The organism is Streptomyces sp. G45, from assembly GCF_049542095.1.
In the GTDB taxonomy this organism is placed as follows: Bacteria; Actinomycetota; Actinomycetes; order Streptomycetales; family Streptomycetaceae; genus Streptomyces.
Genome location: NZ_JBMUZU010000001.1, coordinates 1,281,711 through 1,305,487 on the forward strand (window position 1 = coordinate 1,281,711; position 23,777 = coordinate 1,305,487).

Here is a 23,777-nt window from a genome sequence, read left to right on the forward strand (position 1 = left end):
GAACCAGCCCGGACACGCGCCGGTTCCCGCCCGTAGGGGCACGTCACCTCTCTCACGGCCGCACCCATGCCGCCCTTGTGGCGATTCGCCCCTTTCAAGTGATCGTTTTGCTACGGCGACATTGCAGTCCTTACGGCAACATTGCGACCTCATGGCGCTAGGGGCCGGAACCTGGCGCGGACGGCGGACGCGGGGCGAAGCTGATCTTCGTCCCCTCGGGGGACGTTCAGCCGCACGTCCAGAGAAAGCTCCACCGCACATGTACTCGACCTGTTCCTCCGGCGCCGCCCCGGCGCGTCCCACCTGTGCGGTGAGGAGGCGGTCCGCACCGTGCGCTATGTGACGCGCAAGGCGGGCGGCTGGCTGTTGATGATCGTGGTGGCGACCAACGCCACGTACTTCCTGGCCAGTTGGTTCCTCGACCCGCGATCGAACTACCGGGAGCTGCGGCCCGCGCCCAGCGAGGAGCAGATCTCCCGGGCCCTCGCCCCGTACAACCTCGACCCCGGAGTGCCGCTGGTCGAGCGGTGGTGGCACTGGCTCACCTCGGTGGTCCTCCACTTCGACTGGGGCACCTCGCCCACCGGTGTCTCCGTCAACGGCGAGGTCGGCTACCGCGCGCTCATCAGCGCCGAGCTGGTCATCACGGCGACCGTCCTGTCCGTCGTGATCGGTGTCGCGCTCGCCGTCCACACCGCCGCACGCCAGTACGGCGCGGCCGACCGGATCTCGCAGGCCCTGTCCATCGCCCTGTTCAACGTCCCGGCGTCCGTGGCCGCGCTCGCCGTGGTGTTCGTCGCCATCTGGCTCAACCAGCACGCCGGGCTCGACTTCCTCTACGTCGCCGGGGAGAGCTCACCCAACGTGGAAGGATTCCTTCCGACGATCGGTGACCGCGCCCTCCATCTGATCCTGCCGACGCTCACGCTGACGCTGATGGGCTACGTGGGCTACCACCTGACGCAGCGTTCGCTGCTGCTCGACACGATCAACGCCGACTTCGTGCGCACGGCCCAGGCCACCGGCCTCACCCGCGCCCAGGCCGTCCGCAGGCACGCGCTGCGCGCCTCGCTGATCCCGACGGCGGCCTCCGTGGCGTTCAGCGTGCCCGCCGTCTTCACCGGAGCCATCATCACGGAGACGGTCTTCGGCTGGAACGGCATGGGCCGCTATGTCATCCAGACCATCGCCAAGAACGATGTACACGGCACGGTCGCGACGGCCGCGTTCGCCGCGGTGCTCACCGCGATCGGCGCGATCCTCGCGGACATCGCCACGGTCTTCCTCGACCCGAGAGTGCGGGTGAGCTGACATGGCGGAGGCCACCCACACCGGGGCAACTCACCCTGAGGCAGCCCGCGTCGAGGCACCCCACGCCGAGGCGACCCACACCGTCGAAGCACCCGGCGGCCTCGGCCGCGGGCGGCTCTACCTGCGGCGCTTCCTGCGCAACCGCCTCGCCGTCACCGGCGTCGTGATCTTCGCGCTGCTCGTGCTGTTCAGCGTCTTCGGCGGCCTGTTCACGGCGTACGACCACACCGACGCCGACTTCACCGCCCTCACCCAGCCGCCGAGCGACGTGCACTGGTTCGGCACCAACCAGGGCGGCAACGACATCTACGCCAGCGCCGTGCACGGGCTGCGGCGCTCGCTGGTGATCGCCGTGAGCGTGTCCGTCCTGACGATCGTGGTCGCCGCGGTCATCGGGGCGAGCGCCGCGTACTTCGGCGGCCGGGTGGAGCGGCTGACGCTCGCCGTCATCCACTTCCTGCTGATCGTCCCCTCGTTCCTCATCCTCGCCCTGGTCTCCAACCGCCTGGCCGGTGACTGGCGTGCCCTCATCCTCGTGCTGACCGTGTTCGGCTGGATGTCCACCGCCCGGGTCGTCTGGTCCGTGTCGACCTCGCTGCGCGAACGGGACTATGTGACGGCGGCGGAGTTCATGGGCGTGGGCCCGCTGCGCATCATCGTGCGCCACATCATCCCCCACCTCGGCTCCCTGCTCATCGTCAACCTGACGCTCGGCGTCGTGGCGACCGTGCTCAGCGAGACCGCGCTGTCGTTCCTCGGCTTCGGCGTGCAGACCCCGGACGTCTCCCTCGGCACGATGCTCGCCGACGGCGCGGCCACCGTGACCAGCGCCCCCTGGCTCTTCGCCTTCCCCGCGGGCCTCCTCGTCCTGCTCACCGTGTCGATGACCTTCATCGGCGACGGGCTGCGCGACGCACTCGACCCCACCTCTGTGACCGGCGCTGCGGGAGGCCGACGATGACCCTCACCACCCCCCTGCGCGACGGGGCCGCCCCCACCGGCGCCACCCCCGTGCTCTCCGTGCGGGACCTGCGCATCTCCTTCCCCTCGGAGGCCGGGCCCGTCGAAGCGGTGCGCGGCGTCAGCTTCGACCTGCTGCCGGGCCGCACCCTCGGCATCGTCGGCGAGTCCGGCTCCGGCAAGTCGGCCACCGCGATGGGCGTCATGGGCCTGCTGCCGCCCACCGCCGACCTGCGCGGCCAGGTCATCCTCGACGGCCAGGACCTGGTGGGCCTCGACGACCGGGCCCTGTCCCGGGTACGGGGCAACACCATCGGCATGGTCTTCCAGGACCCCCTGTCCGCGCTCACCCCCATCTTCTCCGTGGGCAGGCTGCTGTCCGACGCGCTGCGGGTCCACCAGGACCTGTCCAGGAAGGCCGCCTGGGAGCAGGCCGTCGAACTGCTCGACCTCGTCGGCATCCCCGACCCCCGCAACCGGGCCTCGGCCTTCCCCCACGAGTTCTCCGGCGGCATGCGCCAGCGCGTGGTCATCGCCCTGGCCATCGCCAACCGGCCGAGCGTCCTGGTGGCCGACGAGCCCACCACCGCGCTCGACGTCACCGTGCAGGCGCAGATCCTCGACGTCCTGCGCCTCGCGCAGCGGGAGACCGGCGCCGGGCTCGTCCTGATCACCCACGACCTCGGTGTGGTGGCCGGTCACGCGGACGACGTCGCCGTCATGTACGCGGGGCGCTTCGTGGAGAAGACGGACGTGCACACGCTGTTCCGCCGCCCGACGATGCCGTACACCGCGCGGCTCCTGGCCGCGGTGCCGACCGTGGACGGCGGGGCGCGCCGCCCCCTCGTCCCCATCGGCGGCGAGCCGCCCGCCCTGTCGGCGCTGCCGGAGGGCTGCCCCTTCGCGAGCCGGTGCGCCGTCGCGCTCGACGCGTGCGGCTCCGAGGAGCCCGAGCTGCGCCCCGTCACCGGTCACGGCGACGTGGCCTGCCTGCGCGCCGCCGAGATCGCCGAGGGGACGCTGGACCCCGCCGGTGGTGTCGCCGCCCTCGACCCGGCCGCGCCCGCCGCCCGGGAGGCGGGCCCGGTGGGCGCCGGGAGCGGTGACGTGGTGCTGCGCGTCGAGGACCTCGTCAAGACCTTCCCCGTCACCAAGGGCGCGTTCGTCAAGCGCCGCGTCGGCACGCTGCACGCGGTCAACCAGGTCAGCTTCGAGTTGCGCGCCGGTGAGACGCTGGGCCTGGTCGGCGAGTCCGGCAGCGGCAAGACGACGACGCTGATGGAGATCCTGCGGCTCCGGCGGCCGGAGGGCGGCCGCATCGAGATCGCCGGACGGGAGGTCGGGGCGCCGACGGCCCCCCGTACCAGGGGCCCGGTCGACGCCGCACGCTCCGGTGGACGCGGGCGCACCCCGCGGCACGACGTGCAGATCGTCATGCAGGACCCGATGGGCGCCCTGGACCCGCGCCTTCCCGTGTACGAACTCCTCGCGGAGCCCCTGCGAGTCCTCGGCCGGGACCGCGACGCGATCCGCTCCCGCGTCCACGAACTGCTCACGCTCGTCGGCCTCGACGCCTCGCTGGGCGACCGCTTCCCGGCCGCGCTCTCCGGAGGCCAGCGCCAACGCGTCGGCATCGCCCGCGCCCTGGCCACGGACCCCAAGCTGCTCGCCCTCGACGAACCGCTCTCCGCGCTCGACGTGTCCGTGCAGGCCGGAGTCATCAACCTGCTGGGCCGACTCCAGCGCGAACTGGGCCTCGCCTACCTCATGGTCGCCCACGACCTCGCCGTGGTCCGCTACATCTGCGACCGCATCGCGGTCATGTACCTGGGCCACATCGTCGAAACCGGCGACACGGAGGCCCTCTTCGCCCACCCCAAGCACCCCTACACCCGGGCGCTGATCTCGGCGATCCCCGTACCGGACCCGGAGCGCGAGCGCAGCCGCGAGCGGATCGTCCTGACCGGTGAGCAGCCGGGCGCGGCGAACCTGCCGCGCGGCTGCGTGTTCATCGACCGCTGCCCCCTGTACCGCCACGCCGACGACAGCGTCCGGGAGCGCTGCCGCACGGAGCGCCCCGCGCCCAGGCCGGTGCCGGGGCAGCCGGGCCACGAGTACGCCTGCCACGCCGCCTGAGGCGTCGTACGGTCCGCCTTCTGACGGCGGCCAACAAGCCCACCACAGTCCCCCTCCTCCCCAGCCACACCACCAACTCAAGGATCCACCCCCATGCGTGCCAAACTGGCCCTGTCCACCGCCCTCATAGCCGCCATCTCGGTCACCGCCACCGCCTGCCAGTCCTCGTCCGGTGACGGCGCGGCCGGTGCGGACGCGCGGAACACCCCGTCCTCCGCTTCGGGCGCCGCCGACTACAACCCCACGGCGTACGACAAGCTCAACGACGGCGGCACCTACACGACGGCGGGCACGTTCGACGACCAGGGCAACCCGTTCAACGTCAACTCCACGCTGACGGCGACCCGCGTGTGGGCCTGGTACAACGCCAACGTGATCACCTTCACGCCGACCGGTGAGGTGCGGTACAACCCGGACTACCTCAGCGATGTGAAGGTGTCCGTCAAGGGCGGCGACCAGAAGGTCGTCCTGACCCTCAACAAGAAGGCCACCTTCAACGACGGCACACCGATCGACTGGACCGCGGTCAAGGCCACGTGGAAGGCCAACAACGGTTCCGACAAGGCCTACGCGGCCTCCACCACGGAGGGCTACGAGCAGATCACCTCGGTCACGCGGGGCAAGGACGACAAGCAGGCCGTCCTCTCCTTCAAGGGCGTCTACCCCTCCTGGCCGACCCTGTTCTCCACGTTCCTGCACCCCAAGGCGGCCAAGGTCGACACCTTCAACAAGGCATACGTGAAGAAGGCGCACCCCGAGTGGGGCGCGGGCCCGTACACGGTCGGCAAGTGGGACACCCACTCGGGCAACATCACCTTCGTCCGCAACCCGAAGTGGTGGGGCAAGAAGGGCAAGCTCGACAAGCGCGTCTATGTGAACCTGGAGTCGACCGCGGCGGTCAACGCCTTCAAGAACGGTCAGCTGGACTACGTCTCCGCGGTCGACGCGGAGAGCCTGAAGCAGGTCAAGGGGCTCAAGGGCACCGAGATCCGCAGCGGCGGCAGCCCGTTCGAGTACTCGCTCCGCCTCAACACCAAGTCGTCCGTCCTCGGGGACAAGGCGGTGCGCAAGGCGTTCCTGGAGAGCGTCGACCGCGACCAGATCGCGAGGATCCAGTTCCAGGGCCTGGACTACAAGGAGCCGCTGCCCGGCTCGGCCCTGTTCTACAGCTTCCAGAAGGAGTACGAGGACAACGTCGCGGCGGTCCTCAAGCACGACCCCGACCAGGCGAAGAAGGAGCTGGACGCGGCGGGCTGGAAGCCCGGCGACGACGGGATCCGGGAGAAGGGCGGCAAGAAGCTCGAGATCGGCTACACGCTGCTGGGCGACGACGCGCTGGGCAAGGCCACCGCCGGTGCCCTCACCGCGATGCTGAAGCCCGTCGGCATCCGCCTCGTCGTCAAGAAGGCCCCCGACTCGGACTTCGCCAGCATCCTCAACGAGCGGAAGTTCGACGTCATCCTCTCGGGCAACCGCTCCATGGACCCCTTCGGCGCCCGCTCCCTGTGCGAGGTCTACTGCTCGGACCGCGACTCCAACCTCACCGGGGCCGGTTCCCCGGCCCTGGACAAGGAGATCCGCGCCACGTCGGACGTCCCCGACCTGAAGCGGCAGGCCGCGGCGGCGAACAAGGTCGAGCGAAAGGTCCTGCGGGAGTACGCCCTGCTCCCCCTCTTCAGCGGCCCGTCGACGTACAGCGTCAAGAAGGGCCTGGCGAACGTGGGCGCCACCATCTTCCACAACCCGCTCCCGGAAACGGTGGGCTGGGAGAAGTAGTCGCACGCGGGCCCCGATCCGCGGCCCGCACCTGACCGGACCGCCGAGTGCCAGCAGCCCTGCCCGCTGCTGGCACTCAGCCCTTCCCGGCACCGCCAGCGGCCCCGGCCGTCGTGACCGTCGTAGCCCGCACCGCGCCGAAGCGCGCGCCAGGCGACCGTGCGGGACCCCGTTGACGTCCTCCTGGACCGGCTACGGCCGCCAGATCACCGCGGTGCGCGTGGGGCTTCCCGGTGTCGGGAAGGCGACCCGGACGCCGACGGCGACGCCTGCTGTGTTGAGGGAGGTGGCGTAGGAGTTGCCGCCGTCCGGTGTCACGTTCAGGTCGGTCAGGCTTCCGTCGGCCTCGTAGCGGAGGGCGTAGCGGTGCAGATCGGACGGGACCATGCCTCCGGTGTGCCCGACGGAGACACCGGCGTCGTTGACGTCGACGGCGGTCGTGTACTCGTACGCGGAGCCGATCGCCGTGGCGGTGCCGTCGGGGCTCCACTTCGTGGCGGTGTAGTCGATGCCGTCCTCTCCGAGCGTCTGACCGACGACGGTGCCCGAAGCGTTGATGGCGTTGCCGCTGGAGCGCGGGCCCAGGTCCGTGACGGTGCCGTCGGCGGCCCAGGTCGCGGAGCGGGACTGGCCCGTCGTGCCGCCGCTCGGCACGGCCCCCCGCGCCAGCACGGTACCGGCGTCGTTGATCTCGACGACCCACGCGGTGGAGTAGGCCGAGGCCGGGTCGAGCGGGACGGGAGTGCCGTCCGGCTTCCACTTCACGGGGTGATAGGCGCCGTAGTCCGAGAAGGACACACCGGCGACCGTGCCCGAGCTGTTGACGGAGAGGGCGAAGGCGAGGGTGTCGCCCTTGAGCGGAGCGAGCTGGACGGCCTGGCCGTCGGGGCGCCACTTCACCGCGCGATAGTTCCCGCCGAGCGCGGACTCCCCCACCGCGATACCGGTGCGGCTCAGGGCGCGGAAGATGGTGAGGGTGTCACCGGGCAGCGGCTGCAGCCGGGTGACCGTGCCGTCGGGCGCCCAGCGCACCGTGTGGCTCCCCGACCAGCCCGCGGCGGTGCCGTCGTCGCTGACGGCCTGGACGTAGCCCATCGGGTCCCCGGGCAGCAGCGGGAGCGTCGTGGGGGTGAGGTCCGGGCTCCAACGGGTCGGGGACATCCGGTGGTTGGCGTCGTTCGTGTGGCCGACGATCACCCCGTCGTCGTTGATCGCGGCGGGGAAGCTCGACAGGGCGCCGGGCGGGAGGGGCAGGTCGACGGCCACGTTGTCCGCGGGGCCGGTGTCGGCCGACGCGCTGCCAGCCGTGGTCAGCGTGAGGGCACTGACAGTGGCCAGGGAGATGACGGCGGCGCCCGCGGACCGCAGGGCTCTTATGCCGGTGCTCCTGAAGCTGATGCTCCTGAAGCTGTTGCTTCTGCTGCCGGTGCTTCTGATACCGATGCTCATGACGCGAATTCCTCGTCTCGTGGACTACTTCGGAACGGCACGGTGGTGGTGCTGTGTCACGTCGCGCATGGAGAGTTCCCAGGGGCAACACCGCTCGCCTCACAGGAACTTCACTCAGTCTTCACGACGTCGAGCGTGGGCGCAGCGGAACGCCGCAGCCGCATGCGCGCGCCAGGAACGATCGCCGTGCTCGTGTACAGCCGGGCACCAGCGACTCTCAACCGCACCTCCATCATCGGCGGCGACGCTCGGGGGGCGTCGGCCGGGATCAGCCCGGCCGGGCCTCGGCCGGTACGGAGGCGGCATGACACGGGTGGATCCCGCGGCGTTCCGGGGGTTCTTCGGCTCGATACCCACCGCGGTGGCGGTGGTGACCACGCTGGATCCCGAGGGGCGCCCCCAGGGATTCACCTGCAACGCGTTCTCGGCCGTCTCGCCGGAGCCGCCGCTGCTCCTGGTGTGCGCGGACCGCCGCTCGCGCACCCTGCCGTCCCTGCTGGCGCGGCGGGCGTTCGCCGTGCATCTGCTCTCCGACGACGGCGAGTCCACGGCCCGCGCGTTCGCCGGACGCGCGCAGGACAAGTTCGCGGGGCTGAGCTGGCTGCCGGGCACCGCCGTGCCCGGGGTGCCGGTCCTCGACGAAGGGGTCCTCGCGCACGCCGAGTGCTCCCTGCTGCGTGCCGTGGAGGTGGCGGACCACACGCTGCTCGTCGGGCGGATGGAGGCGGCGCGGGTGCGCCGCCGCCGTCCGGTGCTGTACCAGCGCGGCTCCTTCCGGGCCTGGGACGGCCTCGCCGAGGAGGTCGTTCAGGCGTGACAGACCGGCAGACCGCCGTGGAACTCCACCATCTCGGCGAAGAGCGCGGGCATGTCGGCGGCGTCCCCGACGGCCTGGCCGCGTTCCTCGGCGTACGCCCGGTGCAGATTGGGCACCAGGCGCTCCGCGTCGATCCACGCGCCGTACGGCCCGAGGTCCGCGCTTCGGGCGGCCTCCAGCGGGCTGACCCCGGCGGCCCGGCCCTCGCGGGCGATCCGCTGGACGAGGCGGAGATAGGCGTCCGCGGCGTCGAGGACCTCGGGGCCCGCGACGGGGCCGTGGCCGGGCACCACGACCTCCGCGCCCAGCGCCCTCAGGTCGGCGATCGCCCGCCGGGAACCGGCCACCGAACCCATCGGGCAGAACGGCGTCACCCCGGACATGACCAGGTCACCGGTGAACAGCACCCGCCGCTCGGGCAGCCACACCACGGTGTCGTGGGCGGTGTGCCCGGGGCCCGGGTGCAGCAGCTCCGCGCGGACGGAGCCGATGTGCAGGCTCATGCGGTCCCGGAAGGTGACCGTGGGCAGGACGACCTCAATGGCACCCCAGGCCACCTGTGGCCACAGCCCCGTCAGATGGAGCCCGACCGCGGCCATCTCCCGCCGCGTCCCCTCGGTCCCCACCACGACCGCCTCGGGGAAGAAGGCGTTGCCGAACGTGTGGTCGCCATGGGAGTGCGTGTTGACCACCACGCGGGGCGGGACTCCGGCGGCCGTCAGGGCCGCCTCCCGCAGCGCCCGCGCGCGGGCCTCGGTGGCGGCCGTGTCCACCAGGGCCGCGGCTCCGTCCGAGACGACGAGCCCGGCGTTGTTGAGGCACCAGCCGCCGTCCGGCTGGACGTAGGCGAAGACGCCGTCGGCGACTTCCTGGAGCTCCGGCCGCCGTCCTGCGCGTTCCACAGTCATACGGATTTCCTCCTGGACATCATGGGTCTCGCTCATCGTCGGCTGCGCGCGTGGAGGCCCGCTTGAGCGGGCGTGACGCGCCGGGGCCGGTGGGCGCGGTGCGGCGGGGCGCGTTGAGGCAGGGCGGGGGGCGGCGGGGCGGGGTGTGAAGAACACACGCCCCGCCGTGCGGACTTCACGGGGCAACTCGTGTCGGACGCCCTGGGAAAGCCCCGGCACTGAGTGCCAGGATCCGAGTGCGGTTCGCCGCACGACGATCGCAGAACGGGGTGACACCTGTGAGGACACGGGTCCTTGGTCCGCTCGCCATCGACTACAACGGCACGTCCATCGTCCCGACCGCCCGCAAGCCCAGACAGATCCTGGCGCTGCTGGCGCTGCGCCGCGGCCGCGGCGTCCCCGTCGACACACTGATCGAGGAGGTGTGGGGGACGCGGTGCCCCGCAGTGCCACCACCACGCTGCAGACGTACATCCTGCAGCTGCGCCGCCGCATCACCGAGGCCCTGGCGGACGAGCCCGGCCTGACGCCCAAGGACGTGCTGTCCACGTCCTACGGCGGCTACCGGCTCGTACCGGCCACCCACGGCGACGACCTCGCCGAGTTCCAGGACCTGGCCGCGCGCGGCGCCCGCGCCCTGGAGGCCGGTGACGCCTCGTCCGCGGCCACGCTGCTCGACACCGCCCTGGGGCTGTGGCGCGGGGCGGCCCTGGCCGACGTACCCACGGGACCGGTCCTCGAACTGGAGGTCATCGGCATGGAGGAGGCCCGGCTGACCGTCCTGGAACAGCGCATCGAGGCGGATCTGCGCCTGGGCAGGCACAGTTCGCTGCTCGCCGAGCTGCGCATGCTCAGCGCCCGCCACCCGCTCAACGAGAACCTCCGCGCCCAGCTGATGACCGCGCTCTACCGCGCGGGCAGCCCCTGGCGGGCCCTCGAGGAGTTCCGGCGGCTGCGCGACCGGCTGCGCGCGGAACTCGGCGTGGAGCCGACACCGCGCCTGCAGCGGCTGCACCAGGCGATTCTCGACGGCGACCCCACGCTGGAGTCGCCCGCCGACGCGCAGTGGCGGTACGCGAGTTGAGCGCCCGCGGCGCCGGGGGCGACGGGTCAGAACATCTGGTCGTGCGCGACGGGTCAGAGCGTCTGCTCGTGCGCGACAGCTCAGAAAACTGGTCGTGCGCGACGGCTCAGAACATCTGGTCGTGCTCGATGCGCCGCGACCGCAGCTCGATCGCGCCTTCCTCGACGACCAGTTCGTCGTGCACCAGGCAGCTCGGCGCGATCTCGGGCCTGCCGCCGGGGCGGACGGTCACCACCAGCGCGTAGACCGTGGAGCGCAGGGAACCGTCCGCCAGCGGCGCCAGGGCGATGTGGTTGAACCAGTGGCGGCGCCGCACCGGGTCGCCGTCGAACCTCCGGTGGAACGCGATCAGTTCGGCGACGATCCCGTCCCTGCCGACCGCGGGCTCGGCGCCGGGCGAGTGCTGGAAGACGCCGTCCTTGGTGAACGTCGCCGCGTAGTCCTCGAACCGGCCCGCGTCCAGGGCCTGCATCTGGTGGGCGTAGAAGTGCTGAACGCGTGCGTAGAGCTCGGCCGTGACGGCGCTGTGCTCGCTCATCTGAAGACCTCTCCTCCGACTCGCTCCGGCTCCCTGTGGCCGCTGCCGCGGCTGCCGGGGGGCACAGCGTCGGCCGGGCCGCTCGAGGCCCGGTGGAGGGCGGCACGCGCGACCCGGCTCCCTCCGGCCCTCCACGCGTTCTCCAGCGCGGCTCCACCGCGGGCCCGGAGCCTTGGCCCCGACGAGACGAACGGCCCCGATCCCACGGAGGGTTCATGACCGCGACCGCCTCGCCGGTGGCCCTGGTATCCGGAGCGACCAGCGGCATCGGCCTCGACATCGCCAAGCGCCTCGCCGGGCTCGGCGCCCGCGTCCACCTCTGCGCCCGCGACGAGGGGCGGCTCGCCGCCACCGTCAAGGAACTGCGGGGGCAGGGACACGACGTCGACGGCCTGGTGTGCGACGTCAGCGACCCCGCGCAGATCCGCGGCTACGTCCGGGCCGTGGTCGAGCGCTACGGGCCGGTGGACATCCTGGTCAACAACGCGGGCCGCAGCGGCGGCGGCGCCACCGCGCAGATCCCCGACGACCTGTGGAACGACGTCATCGCCACCAACCTCACCAGCGTCTTCCTCATGACGAAGGAAGTCCTCACCACCGGCGGGATGGGCGAGCGGCAGCGCGGACGCATCATCAACATCGCGTCCACGGGCGGCAAGCAGGGCGTGGTGCACGCCGCCCCGTACTCCGCGTCCAAGCACGGCGTGGTCGGCTTCACCAAGGCCCTCGGCCTTGAGCTGGCGCGCACCGGCATCACCGTCAACGCGGTGTGCCCGGGGTTCGTGGAGACCCCGATGGCCGAGCGCGTCCGCACGCACTACGCGGGCATCTGGGGCGTCAGCGAGCAGGAGACCTTCGACCGCATCACGGCCCGGGTCCCGATGGGGCGGTACGTGGAGACGCGCGAGGTCGCCGCGATGGTCGCCTACCTGGTGAGCGACGACGCCGCGGCCGTCACCGCGCAGGCGCTCAACGTCTGCGGCGGCCTGGGGAACTACTGATGGGCGCCGACGCGCCCGTCGCGCTGGTGACCGGCTCGTCCTCCGGCATCGGGGAGGCGATCGCACGGCACCTGGGCGAGAGCGGATACCGGGTCGCCGTGAACTCCTCCCGCTCGGTGGAGGCCGGGGAGAAGGTGGCCGCCTCGCTGCCGGACGCGTGCTACGTCCGGGCCGACGTCGCCGACCCGCCCCAGGCCGAGCGGCTGGTGGCCGCGGTCGTCGAGCGGTACGGCCGCCTGGACGTCCTCGTCAACAGCGCGGGCCGCACCAAGGTGATCCCCCACCAGGACCTCGCTGCCGCCACCCCCGACGTCTGGCGCGACATCCTCGACCTGAACGTCATCGGCACCTGGCAGACCACCGTGGCCGCGATGCCGCACCTGGCCGCGACCGGCGACGGCGCGGTCGTCAACGTCTCCTCCATCGCGGGCAGCAGGCCTGCGGGCAGCTCGATCCCGTACGCGGTGAGCAAGGCGGCCGTGGAGCACCTGACCCGCCTGCTCGCGAAGGCGGTCGGCCCCCAGGTGCGCGTCAACGCCGTCGCCCCCAGCCTCATCGAGACCCCCTGGACGGCCGACGACCCCTTCTTCGCGCCCATCGCCGACTACGTACGGCAGCACGCGCCTCTGCGGCGCGTGGGCGTCCCCGAAGACGTCGCCCGCGCCGTCGGGCACCTCCTCGACGCGGCCTACACCACCGGGCAGGTCGTGTACGTCGACGGCGGCTCGCACCTGCTGTGAGCCGCCGCCCGGCACCCCGCCCCCGCACCCGCACCCGTCCCCGCACCCGACGCCCCGTATCGACCCCCGGAAGGCCCGTGCCATGCGCCTCGCCGTCAACCTCACCCTCCAGGGCGCGGCGGACCTCGCCCGCACCGCGGAGGACCTCGGATACGCGGCGGCCCTCGCCCCCGAGGGCCTGCGCTCGGAGGCCGCCGCACTCCTCGGCCTCGTCGCCGGGCGGACCCGGCGCATCGCCCTGGTCTCGGGCGTGATGCAGATACCGGCGCGCCCGCCGGGGCTCACCGCGCTGACCGCCGCCACGCTCGCCGCGCTGAGCGGCGGCCGGTTCCGGCTCGGCCTCGGCGTCTCCAACCCCGATGTCGCGCGCGGCTGGTACGACACCGCCATGGACCGCCCGCTCGCCCGGACCCGGGAGTACGTGGAGGTCGTACGCCGCGTCCTGTCCGGCGAGCCGGTCGCGCACCAGGGGCGTTACTACCGGATCGGCGAGCCGGAGCCGGTGCGGCTGCTCACCGCCCCGGCGCCCGCGGACCTGCCCGTCTACCTCGCGGCCGTGGGGCCGCGCAGCCTCCGCCTCGCCGGGGAGGTCGCCGACGGCTGGATCGGTGTGTGCGCCTCGCCCGACGCGGCGGCCGACGCCGTCGCCGCGCTCGCCGAGGGGCGCGCCCGCGCGGGGCGGACGCTGGCCGACTTCGACGTGCTGCCCTGCCTGCCCACGGCCGTCGGCCCCGATCCGGCCGCCGCCGCGGACGCGCTGCGCGGGCAGTACGTGTACCTGATGGGGGTGGGGGACGCGGAGAGCAACACCTTCTGCGCGCTGGCCCGGCGCCTCGGCCACGGCCGGGCGGCCGACGAGCTGAGGGCGCGCCTCGCCGCCGGTGACCGCGACGGCGCCGGGGCCGCGCTGCCGGTGGACTTCATCGACCGGACCGCGCTCATCGGGCCCGTGCCGCGCATCGCGGAGCGGATGGCCAAGTACGCCGACGCGGGCGTCACCACGCTCGGCGTCATGGTCTCCGCCGCCGCGGTGCCCCCTGAGGAGCGCCTGGCCATCGTGCGGGCGTGCGCCGAGGCCCTGGAGAAGTCGGGCGCGGCGGGATGACGGCTCCCCGGCCCGGCCGACCGCCCCGGTCACCCGGCCGCGCGGTCGTGGGCCTCCTGGGCGGCGAGCACCGTCAGGGCGTTGTTGCGCACCCAGCGCAGCATGGACTCCAGCGGGACGGCGGCGTCGGCGCCCAGCGGCGTGAGCGCGTACCGCACGCTCGGCGGCACCGACGGCAGCACCTCGCGGGACAGCAGTCCGTCGCGCACCAGCGTGCGCAGCGTCTGCGACAGCATCTTCTCGCTGATGCCGTCGACGAGGTCGCGCAGTTCGTGGAAGCGCAGCGGACCGCCGCGCAGGGCGACCAGGATCAGCAGACCCCAGCGGCTGGTCAGATGGTTGAGCACCTCACGTCCCGGACAGTCGCTGTTGAATGCGTCACAGGGGTCGAGGGGCTCGTCGGCGGCGAGCTGGAAACCGTCCTTCACGTCCTGAGCTTACCTCCAGGTATGCCCTTACCGAAAGTTAGCCATGGTGTTTACGGTCGCCGTATGGCGACCCCTCGACCCACCCCCACGCAGACCTCCGAAACACATGTGATCGACCTCGACGTCTGGTCCGACTTCGTGTGCGGGCACTGCTACTACGGCACGCGACGCGTCACCAAGGCCCTCTCCCTGCTGCCCGACCCGCACGCGGTACGGGTGCGCTGGCGTGGCTTCCAGCTCGACCCGCGCCCCGCCGGGGAGCGGCCCTCCGGCGACCTGTACGACTACCTGGCGCAGTTCAACGGCAGCCGCGCGGCCGGGCGGGCCGCGATGGAGCGCATCGGTGCCATCGCCGCGGGCGACGGCCTGCCCTTCCACCCCGACCGCGCCCGGCCCGGCAACACCGTCGCCGCGCACCGCCTGGTCCACCTCGCCGCACAGGAGGGCCGGGCCACCGAGGTGCTCCTGCGGCTGTACACCGCGTACTGGACCGAAGGGCTGCCCATCGCCGACCCGGCGGCCCTGCGCGACCTCGCCGCCGGGGCCGGTCTGGACCCCGCCCGGGCCCAGGCGGTCCTGGACGGCGACGAGTTCGCCGACGCACTGGCCGCGGACCAGCTCCGCGCCGCCCAGGTGGGCGTCACCGGCGTCCCCACGCTGGTCGTCGACGGCCGCTGGGCCGTCAGCGCCGCCCGGCCCGCCGAGACCATCGCCGCCGAACTCCGCCTGCTGAGCCAGGAGAGGGACGGCCGCGACCTGCCGAACCGGAAGGGGGACGAAGCGTGAGCACGCGCACCGACGCCCCCGCGCACGAGGCGGAGGGACGGGCCGGATCGGGCCGGGTCCTCGCCGCCCTGGTCACCGCCGTCTTCGGCTACGCCCTGATGCAGACCCTCCTGGTACCGGCCCTCGGACTGCTCCAGACCGAACTGGACACCACCCCCGAGTGGTCGGCCTGGATCCTCAGCGCGTTCCTGCTGTCGAGCGCGGTCCTCACACCGCTCATCAGCCGCATGGGCGACCAGTACGGCAAGCGCCGGGTCCTGCTGTGGGTGCTCGTCGTCTACGGCCTCGGCACCGTGGGCGCGGCCGCCGCCCAGAGCATCGGACAGCTCATCGCCGCCCGGGTGGTGCAGGGCTCGGCGCTGTCCGTGCTGCCGCTGGCCTTCGCCATCCTGCGCGAGACCCTTCCGCCGAAGCGGCTGCACCTGGGCACCGGCATGGTCTCGGGCGTGGTCGGCGTCGGCGCGGGCGGCGGCCTGGTCATCGGCGGGCTGCTCGCCGACCACCTGTCCTGGCGGGCGCTGTTCGTGCTCGGCGCGGTGCTCGCCGCGATCAGCCTCGCCCTCGTCGCCTGGTGGGTCCCGGACAGTCGGCACACCGAGGGCGGGAGCCTGGACCTCGCCGGGGCCGGGCTGCTCGGCCTCGGCATGGTCGCCCTGCTGCTTGCCCTCACCGAGGGCCCGAGCTGGGGCTGGACCTCCTGGCGGGTGCTCGGGCTCTTCGTCCTGGCCCTGGCCTTCCTCGCCGTCCTCGCGGTGGTGGAGTCCGGCCGGAGCAACGCCCTGGTCGACATCAAGGAGTTCACCCACCGGCCGATGCTGCTCACCCATCTGTCGGCGTTCGCCTTCGGCGTGCTCTCCTACGTCTTCTACGTGGCGCTGCCGCGCTTCGCCCAGACCCCCGAGGAGGCGGGCGGCTACGGCTTCGGCGCCACCATCACCGTCGCGGGCCTGCTGATGCTGCCGGGCGCGCTCACCGTGCTGCCCGCCAGCATGGGCGTGGGCTGGCTGGCCCGGCGCGCGGGCGACAAGGCGCCGCTCGTGATCGGCTTCGCGGTGTGCGCCGCGGGTTCGGCGCTCCTCGCCGCCGCGCACACCGCGATGTGGCAGCACCTGGTCTTCTACGCCCTCGTCGGCGTCGGCACGGGCGTGGTCATGGCCGCGCTGCCCAAACTCATCGGCGCCCTGGCCCCGCCCACCCGGATCGGCACGGCCAACGGCATCAACAACATCGCCCGCACCGTCGGCGGTGTCGTCGGCAGCCAGGTCACGGCCGCCTTCCTCACCGCCGGGACCACCAACGGCACGGTCGAGGGATCCACGTACACCTCCCTGTTCTGGCTGGCGACCGCCGTCGGCGTGGCGGGCATCGTGATCGCGCCGCTGGCCGCGGTAGCGGGCCGGGACTCCTCGGCCCTCGCGCCGGTCCCGCAGTCGGCGCGGGCCGACGGCGGGTGACGTACACCCATCACCAAGCCCACCCACGACGAGGCGAGGAAGGACACCCACATGAAGCGGGACGTCAGCCGCAGAAGAGTCGTCCTCGGCGCCGCGGGCCTGGCCTCGGCGGCGGTGGCCGCCGGACCCACGGCCACCGCCGCCGAGGCCGCCCCCGACCAGCGGTCCGCCGCACCGGTGTCGGTGCGGCCCGGGGACAGCCGCTACGCCGAGCTCACCACGGGCGTGAACCGCCGCTGGACCGGCCGTCCCCGCGAGGTCCGCCTGGTCCGCTCGACGGACCAGGTCGTGGCCGCCGTCGACGAGGCCGTGCGCGAGGGCCTGCGCGTCACCGTGCGCGGAGGCGGCCACTGCCTCGCCGACTTCGTGTTCCACAAGGACGTCGACCTCGTCCTCGACATGTCCCTGATGAAGCAGGTGTCCTTCGACGAGGCGCGCGGCGCCTTCGCGGTGGAGGCCGGTGCCACCTTGATGGAGGTGTACGACGCCCTCTACAAGGAGTGGGGCGTCACCCTCCCCGGCGGCCTGTGCTACTCCGTCGGCGTCGGCGGCCACGTCTCCGGCGGCGGCTTCGGACTGCTCTCGCGCCAGCACGGCCTGACCGTCGACCACCTGTACGCCGTGGAGGTCGTCGTGGCCGACGGCGACCGGCGCGTCCGCAGCGTCGTCGCCACCCGCGAGCCCGACGACCCCCACCGGGACCTGTGGTGGGCGTGCGCGGGCGGAGGCGGCGGCTCCTTCGGCGTCATCACCCGCTACTGGTTCCGCACCCCGGGGCGCACCGGCAACGACCCCGGCAAGCTCCTCGTACGTCCCCCGGAGGAAGTCCTCGTCCAGGCCGTCACCCTGCCCTGGGACCGCCTGGACGCCCGCCGCTTCCAGCGCCTCCTGGAGAACATCGGCGGCTGGTACGAGGCCAACAGCGCCCCCGACTCGCCCTACGCGGCGCTCAGCGGCTCCTTCAGCCTCACCCACCGCGCCAGCGGCGGCGTCGGCATGCTCACCCAGATCGACGCCACCGTCCCCGACGCGGAACGGCTCTTCCGGCAGTACGTGGAGGCCATCACCGAAGGCGTCGACGTCACCCCCGAGGCCGCCACCAGAGGTCTGGGCGAACTCGGCCCGCTGCCCGAACTGGCCGAGCCCGCCCGGCTTCCGTGGCTGCGGGCGACCCGTCGGCTCGGCACCAGCTCCCCGATGATCACCGACCCGGCGGTGCGCAGCGACCACCACTCCGCCTACCTGCGCAAGAGCCCGCCCGCCACGCACATCCGGCGCATCCACGACTGGCTCAGCAGCGACCGCGTCGACAACCCCATGGCGATGGTCGTGATCAACGTCGTCGGCGGCGCCATCGGCCGCGTACGCCCCGCCGACACGGCCGTCGCCCAACGGGACGCCATCGTCAAACTGCTCTACCAGAGCATGTGGCAGGACCCCGCGGACGACGCCGAGAACATCGCCTGGACCAGCGGCTGCTACCGCGCCGTGTACGCCGAGACCGGCGGCGTCCCGGTGCCGAACGGCACCACCGACGGCTGCTACATCAACTACCCCGACACCGGCGTCGACGACCCCGACGCCAACACCTCCGGAGTGTCCTGGCACCGCCTGTACCACAAGGACAACTACCCCCGGCTCCAGCGCGTCAAGGCCCGCTGGGACCCGCGCGACACCTTCCGCCACCGGCAGTCCGTCGAACTCCCGACCTGAACCAGGAGAGCCCCCGTGCTGGACCAACACGCCCTGCCGAACGCCCCGTTGCGCGCCGCGGCCGACGAGGCACGCCAGGTGGCGGCGGCGCACGCGGCGCGCGCCGACACCGAGGGACGGCTGCCGCCAGAATCCGTGAAGGCCGTCCTGACCGCCGGGTTCGCGCGCCACTTCGTCCCGCGGCGGTGGGGCGGCCACGAAGGCGGATTCGCCGATGTCCTCGATGCCGTCCGCGTCCTCGGGGAGGGCTGTGCCGCGACGGCGTGGATCGCCTCGCTCAGCGCGGGCGTGGCGCGCATGGCCGCGTTCCTCCCCGACGAGGGCCGCCGCGCCCTGTGGGGCGAGGGCCCCGACACACTGCTCGTCGGCGGCCTCGTGCCGTCCGGATCGGCCACCGCGACCGGCGACGGCTGGCTCCTTGACGGCACCTGGCCGTACGTGAGCGGCGTCGGCTTCGCGGACTGGGCGCTGGTGTGCGGCCGGGTCCCCCGCGGCGGGGACGGCGTGCTGCGGTTCTTCGCCCTGCCGCGCGGCGCCTTCCGCGTCGAGGAGACCTGGGACAGCGTCGGCATGCGCGCCACCGGCAGCCACACGCTCGTGGCCGAGCGCGCCGCCGTCCCCGCGCACCTGTCGTTCCCGTACGAGGACCTGCTGCGCGGCGGCGCCCGGGGCGGCGCCTGCTACCGCGTCCCGCACAAGGCGGTCAACGGCCTGTCCTTCGCGGCGCCGGTCCTCGGCGCCGCCCGCGGGCTGCTCGGCTCCTGGACCGACTGGGACGCGCCGCGGCCGGAGGTGGTGCGCGCGGGCGCGGAGATCGACGCCGCCCAGCTGCTCCTGGAGCGGGTGGCCACCGCCGCCGACACCGGTGACCACGGCGCGCTGCCGACCGCGCGCGCCACCCGGGACTGCGCCGTGGCGGCCGAGCTGCTCGCGACCGCGACGGGCCGCCTCTTCCGCGCCTTCGGCACCCGGGGGCAGTCCGCGTCCCACCCCGCCCAGCGCGCCTGGCGCGACGTCTCCACGGCGACGACCCACGCCGCGCTCAGGTTCCCCGCGGCCGTGACCGCCTTCGGCGCCGCGGCCCAGGCCGCACAGGAGACACGATGACCGAAGCGACCCCGCAGGGCGGCGGGTTCACCGCCGTCATCACCACGCACGTCGACGGGCCGGACACCCAGCGCGCCGTGGCCGACCTCTTCCTCAAGGGCGCCGAGGGCTGGGTGCGCCACCGTGCGGGCTTCGTGCGCGCGACGGTCCACCTGAGCACCGACGGCACCAGCGTCGTCCTGGTCGCCGACTGGCGCGACGAGGCCAGTTACCAGGAGTTCCTCGCCACCGACGAGCAACGCGCCGCCCTCGGCCGACAGCTGCGGGCGCTGCCCGGGCTGCGCTCGGGGCCGCACCTGACCGCCTGCACGCCCTACCGCACCGTGGGCGCCGCCGCACGGCACTGACAACGACACCAAGGGGTGGGGGCGGACCTGGACGGTCCGCCCCACCCCTTCTGTCCGGTCTCAGGCCCGGACCGCCGCCGCGTGCTCCAGCGTGGCCCGGCTGTTGCGGCCAAGGGCCGCGCGGACGTGGGCGCGGGCGTCGGCGAGCGAGGCGTGCGCGCCGAGCACCTCCGTGACCGCGTCGGGCGCGAGCGCCACGACGTGCCGCGCGGTGGCCACCGCGCCCGACGGGCCGTCGGCGAAGGTCCACTCGCCGCTGTGCCCGCTCAGCAGCCGGGGCGTGACCCGCTGCTTGTACGCGATCCACTCGCCGGGACGGCAGATCCGCAGCGACCGGGTGGTGTGCCGGTCGCCGTCCGCGGTGACGGTGTCCATCTCCAGGTCCTGCACATGCCGCGGGTTCTCGGTCAGCCGCACCCGGTCCACGTGCGGCAGCAGCTCGGGCCACCGGTCGGCGCGCGCCACGAACGCGTACGCCTCCTCGGCGGTCCCGGCCAGCTCCACGGTGTCGGTGAACGCGAACACCAGGTCCTCCACACGGGGCCCGGCCTCGGCGACCCGGCACAGCGCGGCCAGCTCGCGCGCGCTGTTGCGGTCGAGCGCCGCCGACGCGGAGCCGACCGCCGCCGGGTCGTCGTCCGCCACGGTGAACCGGTGGCGCAGCACCACCTCGGTGCGGCCACCGGGCAGCTCCCGGAACAGCCAGCTGCCGGACATCGAGGTGACGGGGGGCCTGCTGTGGTCCTGGCGGAAGGTGACGCAGCGCCGGTGCGCGTCGAGGACGCGGCGCGAGGTCCAGTGGGCGACCTCGTCGTTCACCACGGCCCAGATCTCGAAGCGCTCCGAGCGCGGCGTGCGCTCGATGTGCCGTACGTGGACGGTGGGTTCGAAGATCGCGGGCCACCGGGTGACGTCCGCGACGAGCGCGTACAGCGTGTCGGCGGGCGCGTCGGCGGTCCAGGCGTGTTCGGTGCGGTGCACCGGAGTGTCAGGGGTCATGGGGTCTCCAGGTCCGGCGCTCACGCGGCCGCCGCGGTGATGCCGTTCACGAGGTCGAGCAGTTCCCGGGGCGTCCCAGCCTCCGCGACCGCCTCCTCGGGCAGCGTGATGCCGTACTCGCGCTCGATGCGGGCCGCGCTCTCCATCAGCGCCAGCGAGTCGTAGCCCAGGTCGTCGAAGGGCGTGTCGAGGATGTCGCCGCTCAGGTCGATGGTGTCGTCCTCGCCCGCGCAGGCGACGAGCGTGTCACGCAGGGTGTCCAGGGTCATCTGTGCCATGGCAGGTGTTCTCTCCTCGGGGTTCTCAACGGGCTCGGGTGGACGTGAGGGTCACAGGGCGGTGAGGACGACCGCCGCGTTGAAGCCGTGCCGTCCGCGGGCCAGGACGAGCGCCGCGCCGGTGTCCAGGGCGCGTGGCTCGCCGAGGACCAGGTCCAGGCCGTACTCCCGCGGTACGTCGGCCGTGTGGGCGGTGGCCGGGGCCACCTGGTCGCGCAGGCTCAGGAGCGCGGCGGCGACGTCCGCCGGGCCGCCGCCCGCGTACATGCGCCCGGTGAGCGTCTTGGGCGCGGTCACCGGCACCCCGCGCTCGCCGAACACCTCGCGCAGCGCCCGCGCCTCCGCCCGGTCCAGGGCGGGCAGCGCCGCCGCGTCCGCGAACACCACCCCCACGTCGGACGGCGTGAGACCGGCGTCGGCCAGGGCCAGGTCGATGGCGCGCCGCAGCCCCGGAGGGCGTCCGGAGCCGGGCCGCGGGTCGAAGGTGGCGGCGTACCCGGCGATCTCGCCGTGGATCCGCTCGGCGCCCCGGCGGCGCGCCACGGCCAGGTCCTCGACCACGAACATCGCGCCGCCCTCACCGGGGACGTGTCCCGCGGCCTCGCGGTCGAACGGCAGATAGGCCCGCTCGGGGTCGTCACGGGTGGTCACCCGGCCCCCGGCCAGCTGGGCCGACCAGCCCCACGGGTCGAAGGCGGAGTCCACGCCGCCGCTCAGCACCAGAGGAGTGCCGCGCCGCACCGTGCGGCGGGCGTGCCCCACCGCGTCCAGACCGCCCGCCTGCTCGCCCAGGAGCGCGGCGCTGGGGCCGCGCATGCCGTTGCGGATGGAGATCTGGCCGGTGTTGACCGCGTAGAACCAGGCGAAGGACTCGTACACGCTCACATACGCGGGCCCCTGGTGCCACAGCTTGCGGAACTCGCGGTGGGTGAAGTCGAATCCGCCCTGCGCGGTGGAGGTGACGACCCCCATGTCGTAGTCGGCGAGGGCCGTTTCGGGACCGACGCCCGCGTCGGCCAGCGCCCAGTCGGCGGCGACCAGGGCATAGCGCGTGGAGACGTCGGTCTGCGGCAGCAGCCTGCTCGGCAGGTGCTCCGCGGCGTCGAAGCCCCGGATCTCGCCCGCCAGCGTCGCCGGATAGCCGCTCGTGTCGAAGCGGCTCAGCCGGGTGATGCCGTTCTCCCCGGAGAGCAGCGCCTTCCAGTACTCCTCGGTGCCGAGGCCGCCCGGCGCCACCACGCCGAGCCCGGTCACCACCGTGCGCACCCCGCTCATGCCGGTGCCACCTCCGGGTCGTGCAGCACCATCGCGCTCTGGAAGCCGCCGAAGCCGCTGCCCACGCTCAGGACCGTGTCCACCCGCTGCTCGCGCGCGGTGAGCGGCACGTAGTCCAGGTCGCACTCGGGGTCCCGGGTGGTCAGGTTCGCCGTCGGCGGGACCACGCCGTGCCTGATCGCCAGCGCGGACGCGGCGATCTCGATGGAGCCGATCGCTCCCAGGGAGTGCCCCACCATCGACTTGATGGAGCTGACCGGGACGTCGTAGGCGTGCGAGCCCAGGCTCCGCTTGAACGCGGCCGTCTCGTGGCGGTCGTTCTGCTTGGTGCCCGAGCCGTGGGCGTTGACGTAGTCCACGGCCGTGCGGTCGAGGCGCGCCTCGTCGAGCGCGGCCCGGATCGCCTCCGCCATCTCCCGGCCGTCCTTCTTCAGACCGGTCATGTGGTAGGCGTTGCTGCGCGTGGCGTACCCGCCGACCTCGGCGTACACCGACGCCCCGCGGGCCCGCGCCGCCTCGTACTCCTCTAGGACGAACATCGCGGCGCCCTCGGCGAGGACGAAGCCGTTGCGGGTGCCGTCGAAGGGCCGCGAGGCGGTCGTCGGCTCGTCGTTGCGCGGCGTCGTCGCCTTGATCGCGTCGAAGCACGCCACCACGATCGGGGAGACGGGCGTGTCCGCGGCCCCCGCGAGCACGGCGTCCGCCGCGCCCTCGCGGATGAGCTGCACGCCGTACCCCACCGCGTCAAGACCCGACGTGCAGCCGTCGGACACCATGGTGACGGGCCCCTCGGCCCCCACCTCCCAGGCGATCTCCGCGGGCATCACGCCGGGGCTGAGGTAGTCGAACATGTACGGCGACAAGTGCGCGGGGTCGACCAGCCACTCGCGGCCCGCGTCGGACATCACCAGGTACTCCCGTTCCAGGCTCGTCGCCGAGGCGACGGCGCTGCCGAGGACCACGCCGACGCGGTGCGGGTCGAGCGCGGGAAAGTGGAGTCCGCTGTCGGCGACCGCGTCCCGGGTGCACGCGACGGCGAATTGCGTGGCCCGGTCCATTCTCCGCAGTTCCCGCGGAGTGAACCCCTCGGCCGCCCCGTCGAAGTCGGCTTCTCCCGCGATGCGGGAACGGAACGGTGCCGCGTCGAAGAACGTGATGGCACGGGTGGCGGTGCGCCCCGCGGTCAGCAGTTCCCAGAACTCCTTCGCTCCGGAGCCGCCCGGTGTACGCACCCCCATTCCCGTGATCACCACGCGCCGGTTCACTGCCTGCCTCCTGCGCCGTTCGCCATGGTGCGAGCCCCTTTCGGTTCCTCACTGCGCCGATGTGACGGGGCAACACTCCAGCGGCCCGCTTGAGTCCGGCTCGGGAGCGGGTGGGGTGCGCTGGCTGAAATCATTCGTGTTGTCGCGAAATGATGAGGTCACCGAGCGCGACCCGAATGGACACCGCAAATCAATGTGACAACGCGATGACGAGCAAGAAACGAAAGCATTGCACACGGCATGCAAGTCCTTATAAAACCATGCGGCTGCGTAGATCCACCCACATAGATACAGAGACTC

Annotated in this window: 21 protein-coding genes and 1 pseudogene; 14 read left to right on the top strand and 8 right to left on the bottom strand. The window is 73.0% G+C overall.

Translation table 11 applies throughout. The features are described from left to right. The first annotated feature begins 369 nt into the window (after nt 1–369). The 4 genes from ACOBQU_RS05120 (at nt 370) to ACOBQU_RS05135 (ending at nt 6,183) form a co-directional block, all read left to right on the top strand. Nucleotides 370–1,311 (top strand): ABC transporter permease, encoded by a 942-nt coding sequence (locus tag ACOBQU_RS05120; RefSeq protein ID WP_423634258.1) that lies wholly within the window; start codon nt 370–372, stop codon nt 1,309–1,311. 1 nt (nt 1,312) lies between these two features. Further along, on the top strand, nt 1,313–2,272 hold the full coding sequence (locus tag ACOBQU_RS05125) for an ABC transporter permease (protein WP_423624709.1): 960 nt from the start codon (nt 1,313–1,315) through the stop codon (nt 2,270–2,272). Next, complete coding sequence (locus tag ACOBQU_RS05130; protein WP_423624710.1) at nt 2,269–4,407, top strand: dipeptide ABC transporter ATP-binding protein; 2,139 nt, start codon at nt 2,269–2,271, stop codon at nt 4,405–4,407. Before ACOBQU_RS05125 ends, ACOBQU_RS05130 begins: the two co-directional genes overlap by 4 nt. 93 nt (nt 4,408–4,500) lie before the next feature. Beyond that, nucleotides 4,501–6,183, top strand: coding sequence for an ABC transporter family substrate-binding protein (locus ACOBQU_RS05135; RefSeq protein ID WP_423624711.1), 1,683 nt, complete (start codon nt 4,501–4,503; stop codon nt 6,181–6,183). Nucleotides 6,184–6,375: 192 nt separating this feature from the next. Here the strand turns inward: ACOBQU_RS05135 and ACOBQU_RS05140 are convergent, their stop codons facing one another. Beyond that, nucleotides 6,376–7,632: a hypothetical protein gene (locus ACOBQU_RS05140; RefSeq protein ID WP_423624712.1), complete on the bottom strand. Its 1,257-nt coding sequence runs from the start codon at nt 7,630–7,632 to the stop codon at nt 6,376–6,378. 304 nt (nt 7,633–7,936) lie between these two features. Between ACOBQU_RS05140 and ACOBQU_RS05145 the strand changes: the two genes are divergently transcribed. Further along, nucleotides 7,937–8,449 (top strand): flavin reductase family protein, encoded by a 513-nt coding sequence (locus ACOBQU_RS05145; RefSeq protein ID WP_423624713.1) that lies wholly within the window; start codon nt 7,937–7,939, stop codon nt 8,447–8,449. Here the strand turns inward: ACOBQU_RS05145 and ACOBQU_RS05150 are convergent. Beyond that, nucleotides 8,440–9,357 (bottom strand): MBL fold metallo-hydrolase, encoded by a 918-nt coding sequence (locus ACOBQU_RS05150; RefSeq protein ID WP_423624714.1) that lies wholly within the window; start codon nt 9,355–9,357, stop codon nt 8,440–8,442. The genes ACOBQU_RS05145 and ACOBQU_RS05150 overlap by 10 nt on opposite strands. Nucleotides 9,358–9,635: 278 nt before the next feature. On the opposite strand from ACOBQU_RS05150, the pseudogene ACOBQU_RS05155 reads away from it, so the two are divergent. Next, nucleotides 9,636–10,441, top strand: a pseudogene (locus ACOBQU_RS05155) (AfsR/SARP family transcriptional regulator). 106 nt (nt 10,442–10,547) lie between these two features. Here the strand turns inward: ACOBQU_RS05155 and ACOBQU_RS05160 are convergent. Continuing rightward, nucleotides 10,548–10,979: a nuclear transport factor 2 family protein gene (locus tag ACOBQU_RS05160; RefSeq protein WP_423624715.1), complete on the bottom strand. Its 432-nt coding sequence runs from the start codon at nt 10,977–10,979 to the stop codon at nt 10,548–10,550. A 215-nt stretch (nt 10,980–11,194) separates the two neighbouring features. Between ACOBQU_RS05160 and ACOBQU_RS05165 the strand changes: the two genes are divergently transcribed. The 3 genes from ACOBQU_RS05165 to ACOBQU_RS05175 all read left to right on the top strand — a co-directional run bounded on the left by ACOBQU_RS05165 (nt 11,195) and on the right by ACOBQU_RS05175 (nt 13,825). Next, complete coding sequence (locus ACOBQU_RS05165) at nt 11,195–11,980, top strand: SDR family NAD(P)-dependent oxidoreductase (RefSeq protein WP_423624716.1); 786 nt, start codon at nt 11,195–11,197, stop codon at nt 11,978–11,980. Next, nucleotides 11,980–12,720: an SDR family NAD(P)-dependent oxidoreductase gene (locus tag ACOBQU_RS05170; protein WP_423624717.1), complete on the top strand. Its 741-nt coding sequence runs from the start codon at nt 11,980–11,982 to the stop codon at nt 12,718–12,720. The genes ACOBQU_RS05165 and ACOBQU_RS05170 overlap by 1 nt, the downstream gene beginning before the upstream one ends. 82 nt (nt 12,721–12,802) lie before the next feature. Further along, on the top strand, nt 12,803–13,825 hold the full coding sequence (locus ACOBQU_RS05175; RefSeq protein WP_423624718.1) for an LLM class flavin-dependent oxidoreductase: 1,023 nt from the start codon (nt 12,803–12,805) through the stop codon (nt 13,823–13,825). A 29-nt stretch (nt 13,826–13,854) separates the two neighbouring features. Here the strand turns inward: ACOBQU_RS05175 and ACOBQU_RS05180 are convergent, their stop codons facing one another. Next, nucleotides 13,855–14,253, bottom strand: a complete 399-nt coding sequence (locus ACOBQU_RS05180; protein ID WP_423624719.1) for a winged helix-turn-helix transcriptional regulator — start codon at nt 14,251–14,253, stop codon at nt 13,855–13,857. A 63-nt stretch (nt 14,254–14,316) separates the two neighbouring features. On the opposite strand from ACOBQU_RS05180, the gene ACOBQU_RS05185 reads away from it, so the two are divergent. From ACOBQU_RS05185 to ACOBQU_RS05205, 5 genes are read left to right on the top strand one after another with little or no spacing between them, the layout of a single operon-like run. Next, the gene (locus tag ACOBQU_RS05185; RefSeq protein WP_423624720.1) at nt 14,317–15,039 is read left to right on the top strand and encodes a DsbA family oxidoreductase; all 723 of its coding nucleotides are present in this window, start codon (nt 14,317–14,319) and stop codon (nt 15,037–15,039) included. Then, the gene (locus tag ACOBQU_RS05190; RefSeq protein WP_423624721.1) at nt 15,036–16,493 is read left to right on the top strand and encodes an MFS transporter; all 1,458 of its coding nucleotides are present in this window, start codon (nt 15,036–15,038) and stop codon (nt 16,491–16,493) included. The genes ACOBQU_RS05185 and ACOBQU_RS05190 overlap by 4 nt, the downstream gene beginning before the upstream one ends. Before the next feature lie 51 nt (nt 16,494–16,544). Next, entirely contained in the window at nt 16,545–18,206 is a 1,662-nt protein-coding gene (locus ACOBQU_RS05195) for an FAD-binding oxidoreductase (protein WP_423624722.1), read from the top strand. 15 nt (nt 18,207–18,221) lie between these two features. Continuing rightward, nucleotides 18,222–19,313: an acyl-CoA dehydrogenase family protein gene (locus ACOBQU_RS05200; protein ID WP_423624723.1), complete on the top strand. Its 1,092-nt coding sequence runs from the start codon at nt 18,222–18,224 to the stop codon at nt 19,311–19,313. Beyond that, nucleotides 19,310–19,660 carry an antibiotic biosynthesis monooxygenase family protein gene (locus ACOBQU_RS05205; RefSeq protein ID WP_423624724.1) on the top strand — a complete coding sequence of 117 codons (351 nt, stop codon included), beginning with the start codon at nt 19,310–19,312 and terminating at the stop codon, nt 19,658–19,660. Before ACOBQU_RS05200 ends, ACOBQU_RS05205 begins: the two co-directional genes overlap by 4 nt. A 60-nt stretch (nt 19,661–19,720) precedes the next feature. Here ACOBQU_RS05205 and ACOBQU_RS05210 read toward each other — a convergent pair whose 3' ends face one another. From ACOBQU_RS05210 to ACOBQU_RS05225, 4 genes are read right to left on the bottom strand one after another with little or no spacing between them, the layout of a single operon-like run. After that, the gene (locus ACOBQU_RS05210; RefSeq protein WP_423624725.1) at nt 19,721–20,659 is read right to left on the bottom strand and encodes an aromatase/cyclase; all 939 of its coding nucleotides are present in this window, start codon (nt 20,657–20,659) and stop codon (nt 19,721–19,723) included. A gap of 20 nt (nt 20,660–20,679) precedes the next feature. Further along, nucleotides 20,680–20,937: an acyl carrier protein gene (locus ACOBQU_RS05215; protein ID WP_423624726.1), complete on the bottom strand. Its 258-nt coding sequence runs from the start codon at nt 20,935–20,937 to the stop codon at nt 20,680–20,682. Nucleotides 20,938–20,988: 51 nt separating this feature from the next. Further along, nucleotides 20,989–22,212 carry a ketosynthase chain-length factor gene (locus ACOBQU_RS05220; RefSeq protein ID WP_423624727.1) on the bottom strand — a complete coding sequence of 408 codons (1,224 nt, stop codon included), beginning with the start codon at nt 22,210–22,212 and terminating at the stop codon, nt 20,989–20,991. Beyond that, the gene (locus tag ACOBQU_RS05225) at nt 22,209–23,477 is read right to left on the bottom strand and encodes a beta-ketoacyl-[acyl-carrier-protein] synthase family protein (protein ID WP_423624728.1); all 1,269 of its coding nucleotides are present in this window, start codon (nt 23,475–23,477) and stop codon (nt 22,209–22,211) included. Before ACOBQU_RS05225 ends, ACOBQU_RS05220 begins: the two co-directional genes overlap by 4 nt. Nucleotides 23,478–23,777 lie beyond the last annotated feature (300 nt).

Bases quoted from the DNA above. Each gene is read 5' to 3' on its own strand.
- ACOBQU_RS05120 (WP_423634258.1), top strand. From the start codon at position 370: ATGATCGTGGTGGCGACCAACGCCACGTACTTCCTGGCCAGTTGGTTC.
- ACOBQU_RS05125 (WP_423624709.1), top strand. From the start codon at position 1,313: ATGGCGGAGGCCACCCACACCGGGGCAACTCACCCTGAGGCAGCCCGC.
- ACOBQU_RS05130 (WP_423624710.1), top strand. From the start codon at position 2,269: ATGACCCTCACCACCCCCCTGCGCGACGGGGCCGCCCCCACCGGCGCC.
- ACOBQU_RS05135 (WP_423624711.1), top strand. From the start codon at position 4,501: ATGCGTGCCAAACTGGCCCTGTCCACCGCCCTCATAGCCGCCATCTCG.
- ACOBQU_RS05140 (WP_423624712.1), bottom strand. From the start codon at position 7,632: ATGAGCATCGGTATCAGAAGCACCGGCAGCAGAAGCAACAGCTTCAGG.
- ACOBQU_RS05145 (WP_423624713.1), top strand. From the start codon at position 7,937: ATGACACGGGTGGATCCCGCGGCGTTCCGGGGGTTCTTCGGCTCGATA.
- ACOBQU_RS05150 (WP_423624714.1), bottom strand. From the start codon at position 9,357: ATGACTGTGGAACGCGCAGGACGGCGGCCGGAGCTCCAGGAAGTCGCC.
- ACOBQU_RS05160 (WP_423624715.1), bottom strand. From the start codon at position 10,979: ATGAGCGAGCACAGCGCCGTCACGGCCGAGCTCTACGCACGCGTTCAG.
- ACOBQU_RS05165 (WP_423624716.1), top strand. From the start codon at position 11,195: ATGACCGCGACCGCCTCGCCGGTGGCCCTGGTATCCGGAGCGACCAGC.
- ACOBQU_RS05170 (WP_423624717.1), top strand. From the start codon at position 11,980: ATGGGCGCCGACGCGCCCGTCGCGCTGGTGACCGGCTCGTCCTCCGGC.
- ACOBQU_RS05175 (WP_423624718.1), top strand. From the start codon at position 12,803: ATGCGCCTCGCCGTCAACCTCACCCTCCAGGGCGCGGCGGACCTCGCC.
- ACOBQU_RS05185 (WP_423624720.1), top strand. From the start codon at position 14,317: ATGGCGACCCCTCGACCCACCCCCACGCAGACCTCCGAAACACATGTG.
- ACOBQU_RS05195 (WP_423624722.1), top strand. From the start codon at position 16,545: ATGAAGCGGGACGTCAGCCGCAGAAGAGTCGTCCTCGGCGCCGCGGGC.
- ACOBQU_RS05205 (WP_423624724.1), top strand. From the start codon at position 19,310: ATGACCGAAGCGACCCCGCAGGGCGGCGGGTTCACCGCCGTCATCACC.
- ACOBQU_RS05210 (WP_423624725.1), bottom strand. From the start codon at position 20,659: ATGACCCCTGACACTCCGGTGCACCGCACCGAACACGCCTGGACCGCC.
- ACOBQU_RS05215 (WP_423624726.1), bottom strand. From the start codon at position 20,937: ATGGCACAGATGACCCTGGACACCCTGCGTGACACGCTCGTCGCCTGC.
- ACOBQU_RS05220 (WP_423624727.1), bottom strand. From the start codon at position 22,212: ATGAGCGGGGTGCGCACGGTGGTGACCGGGCTCGGCGTGGTGGCGCCG.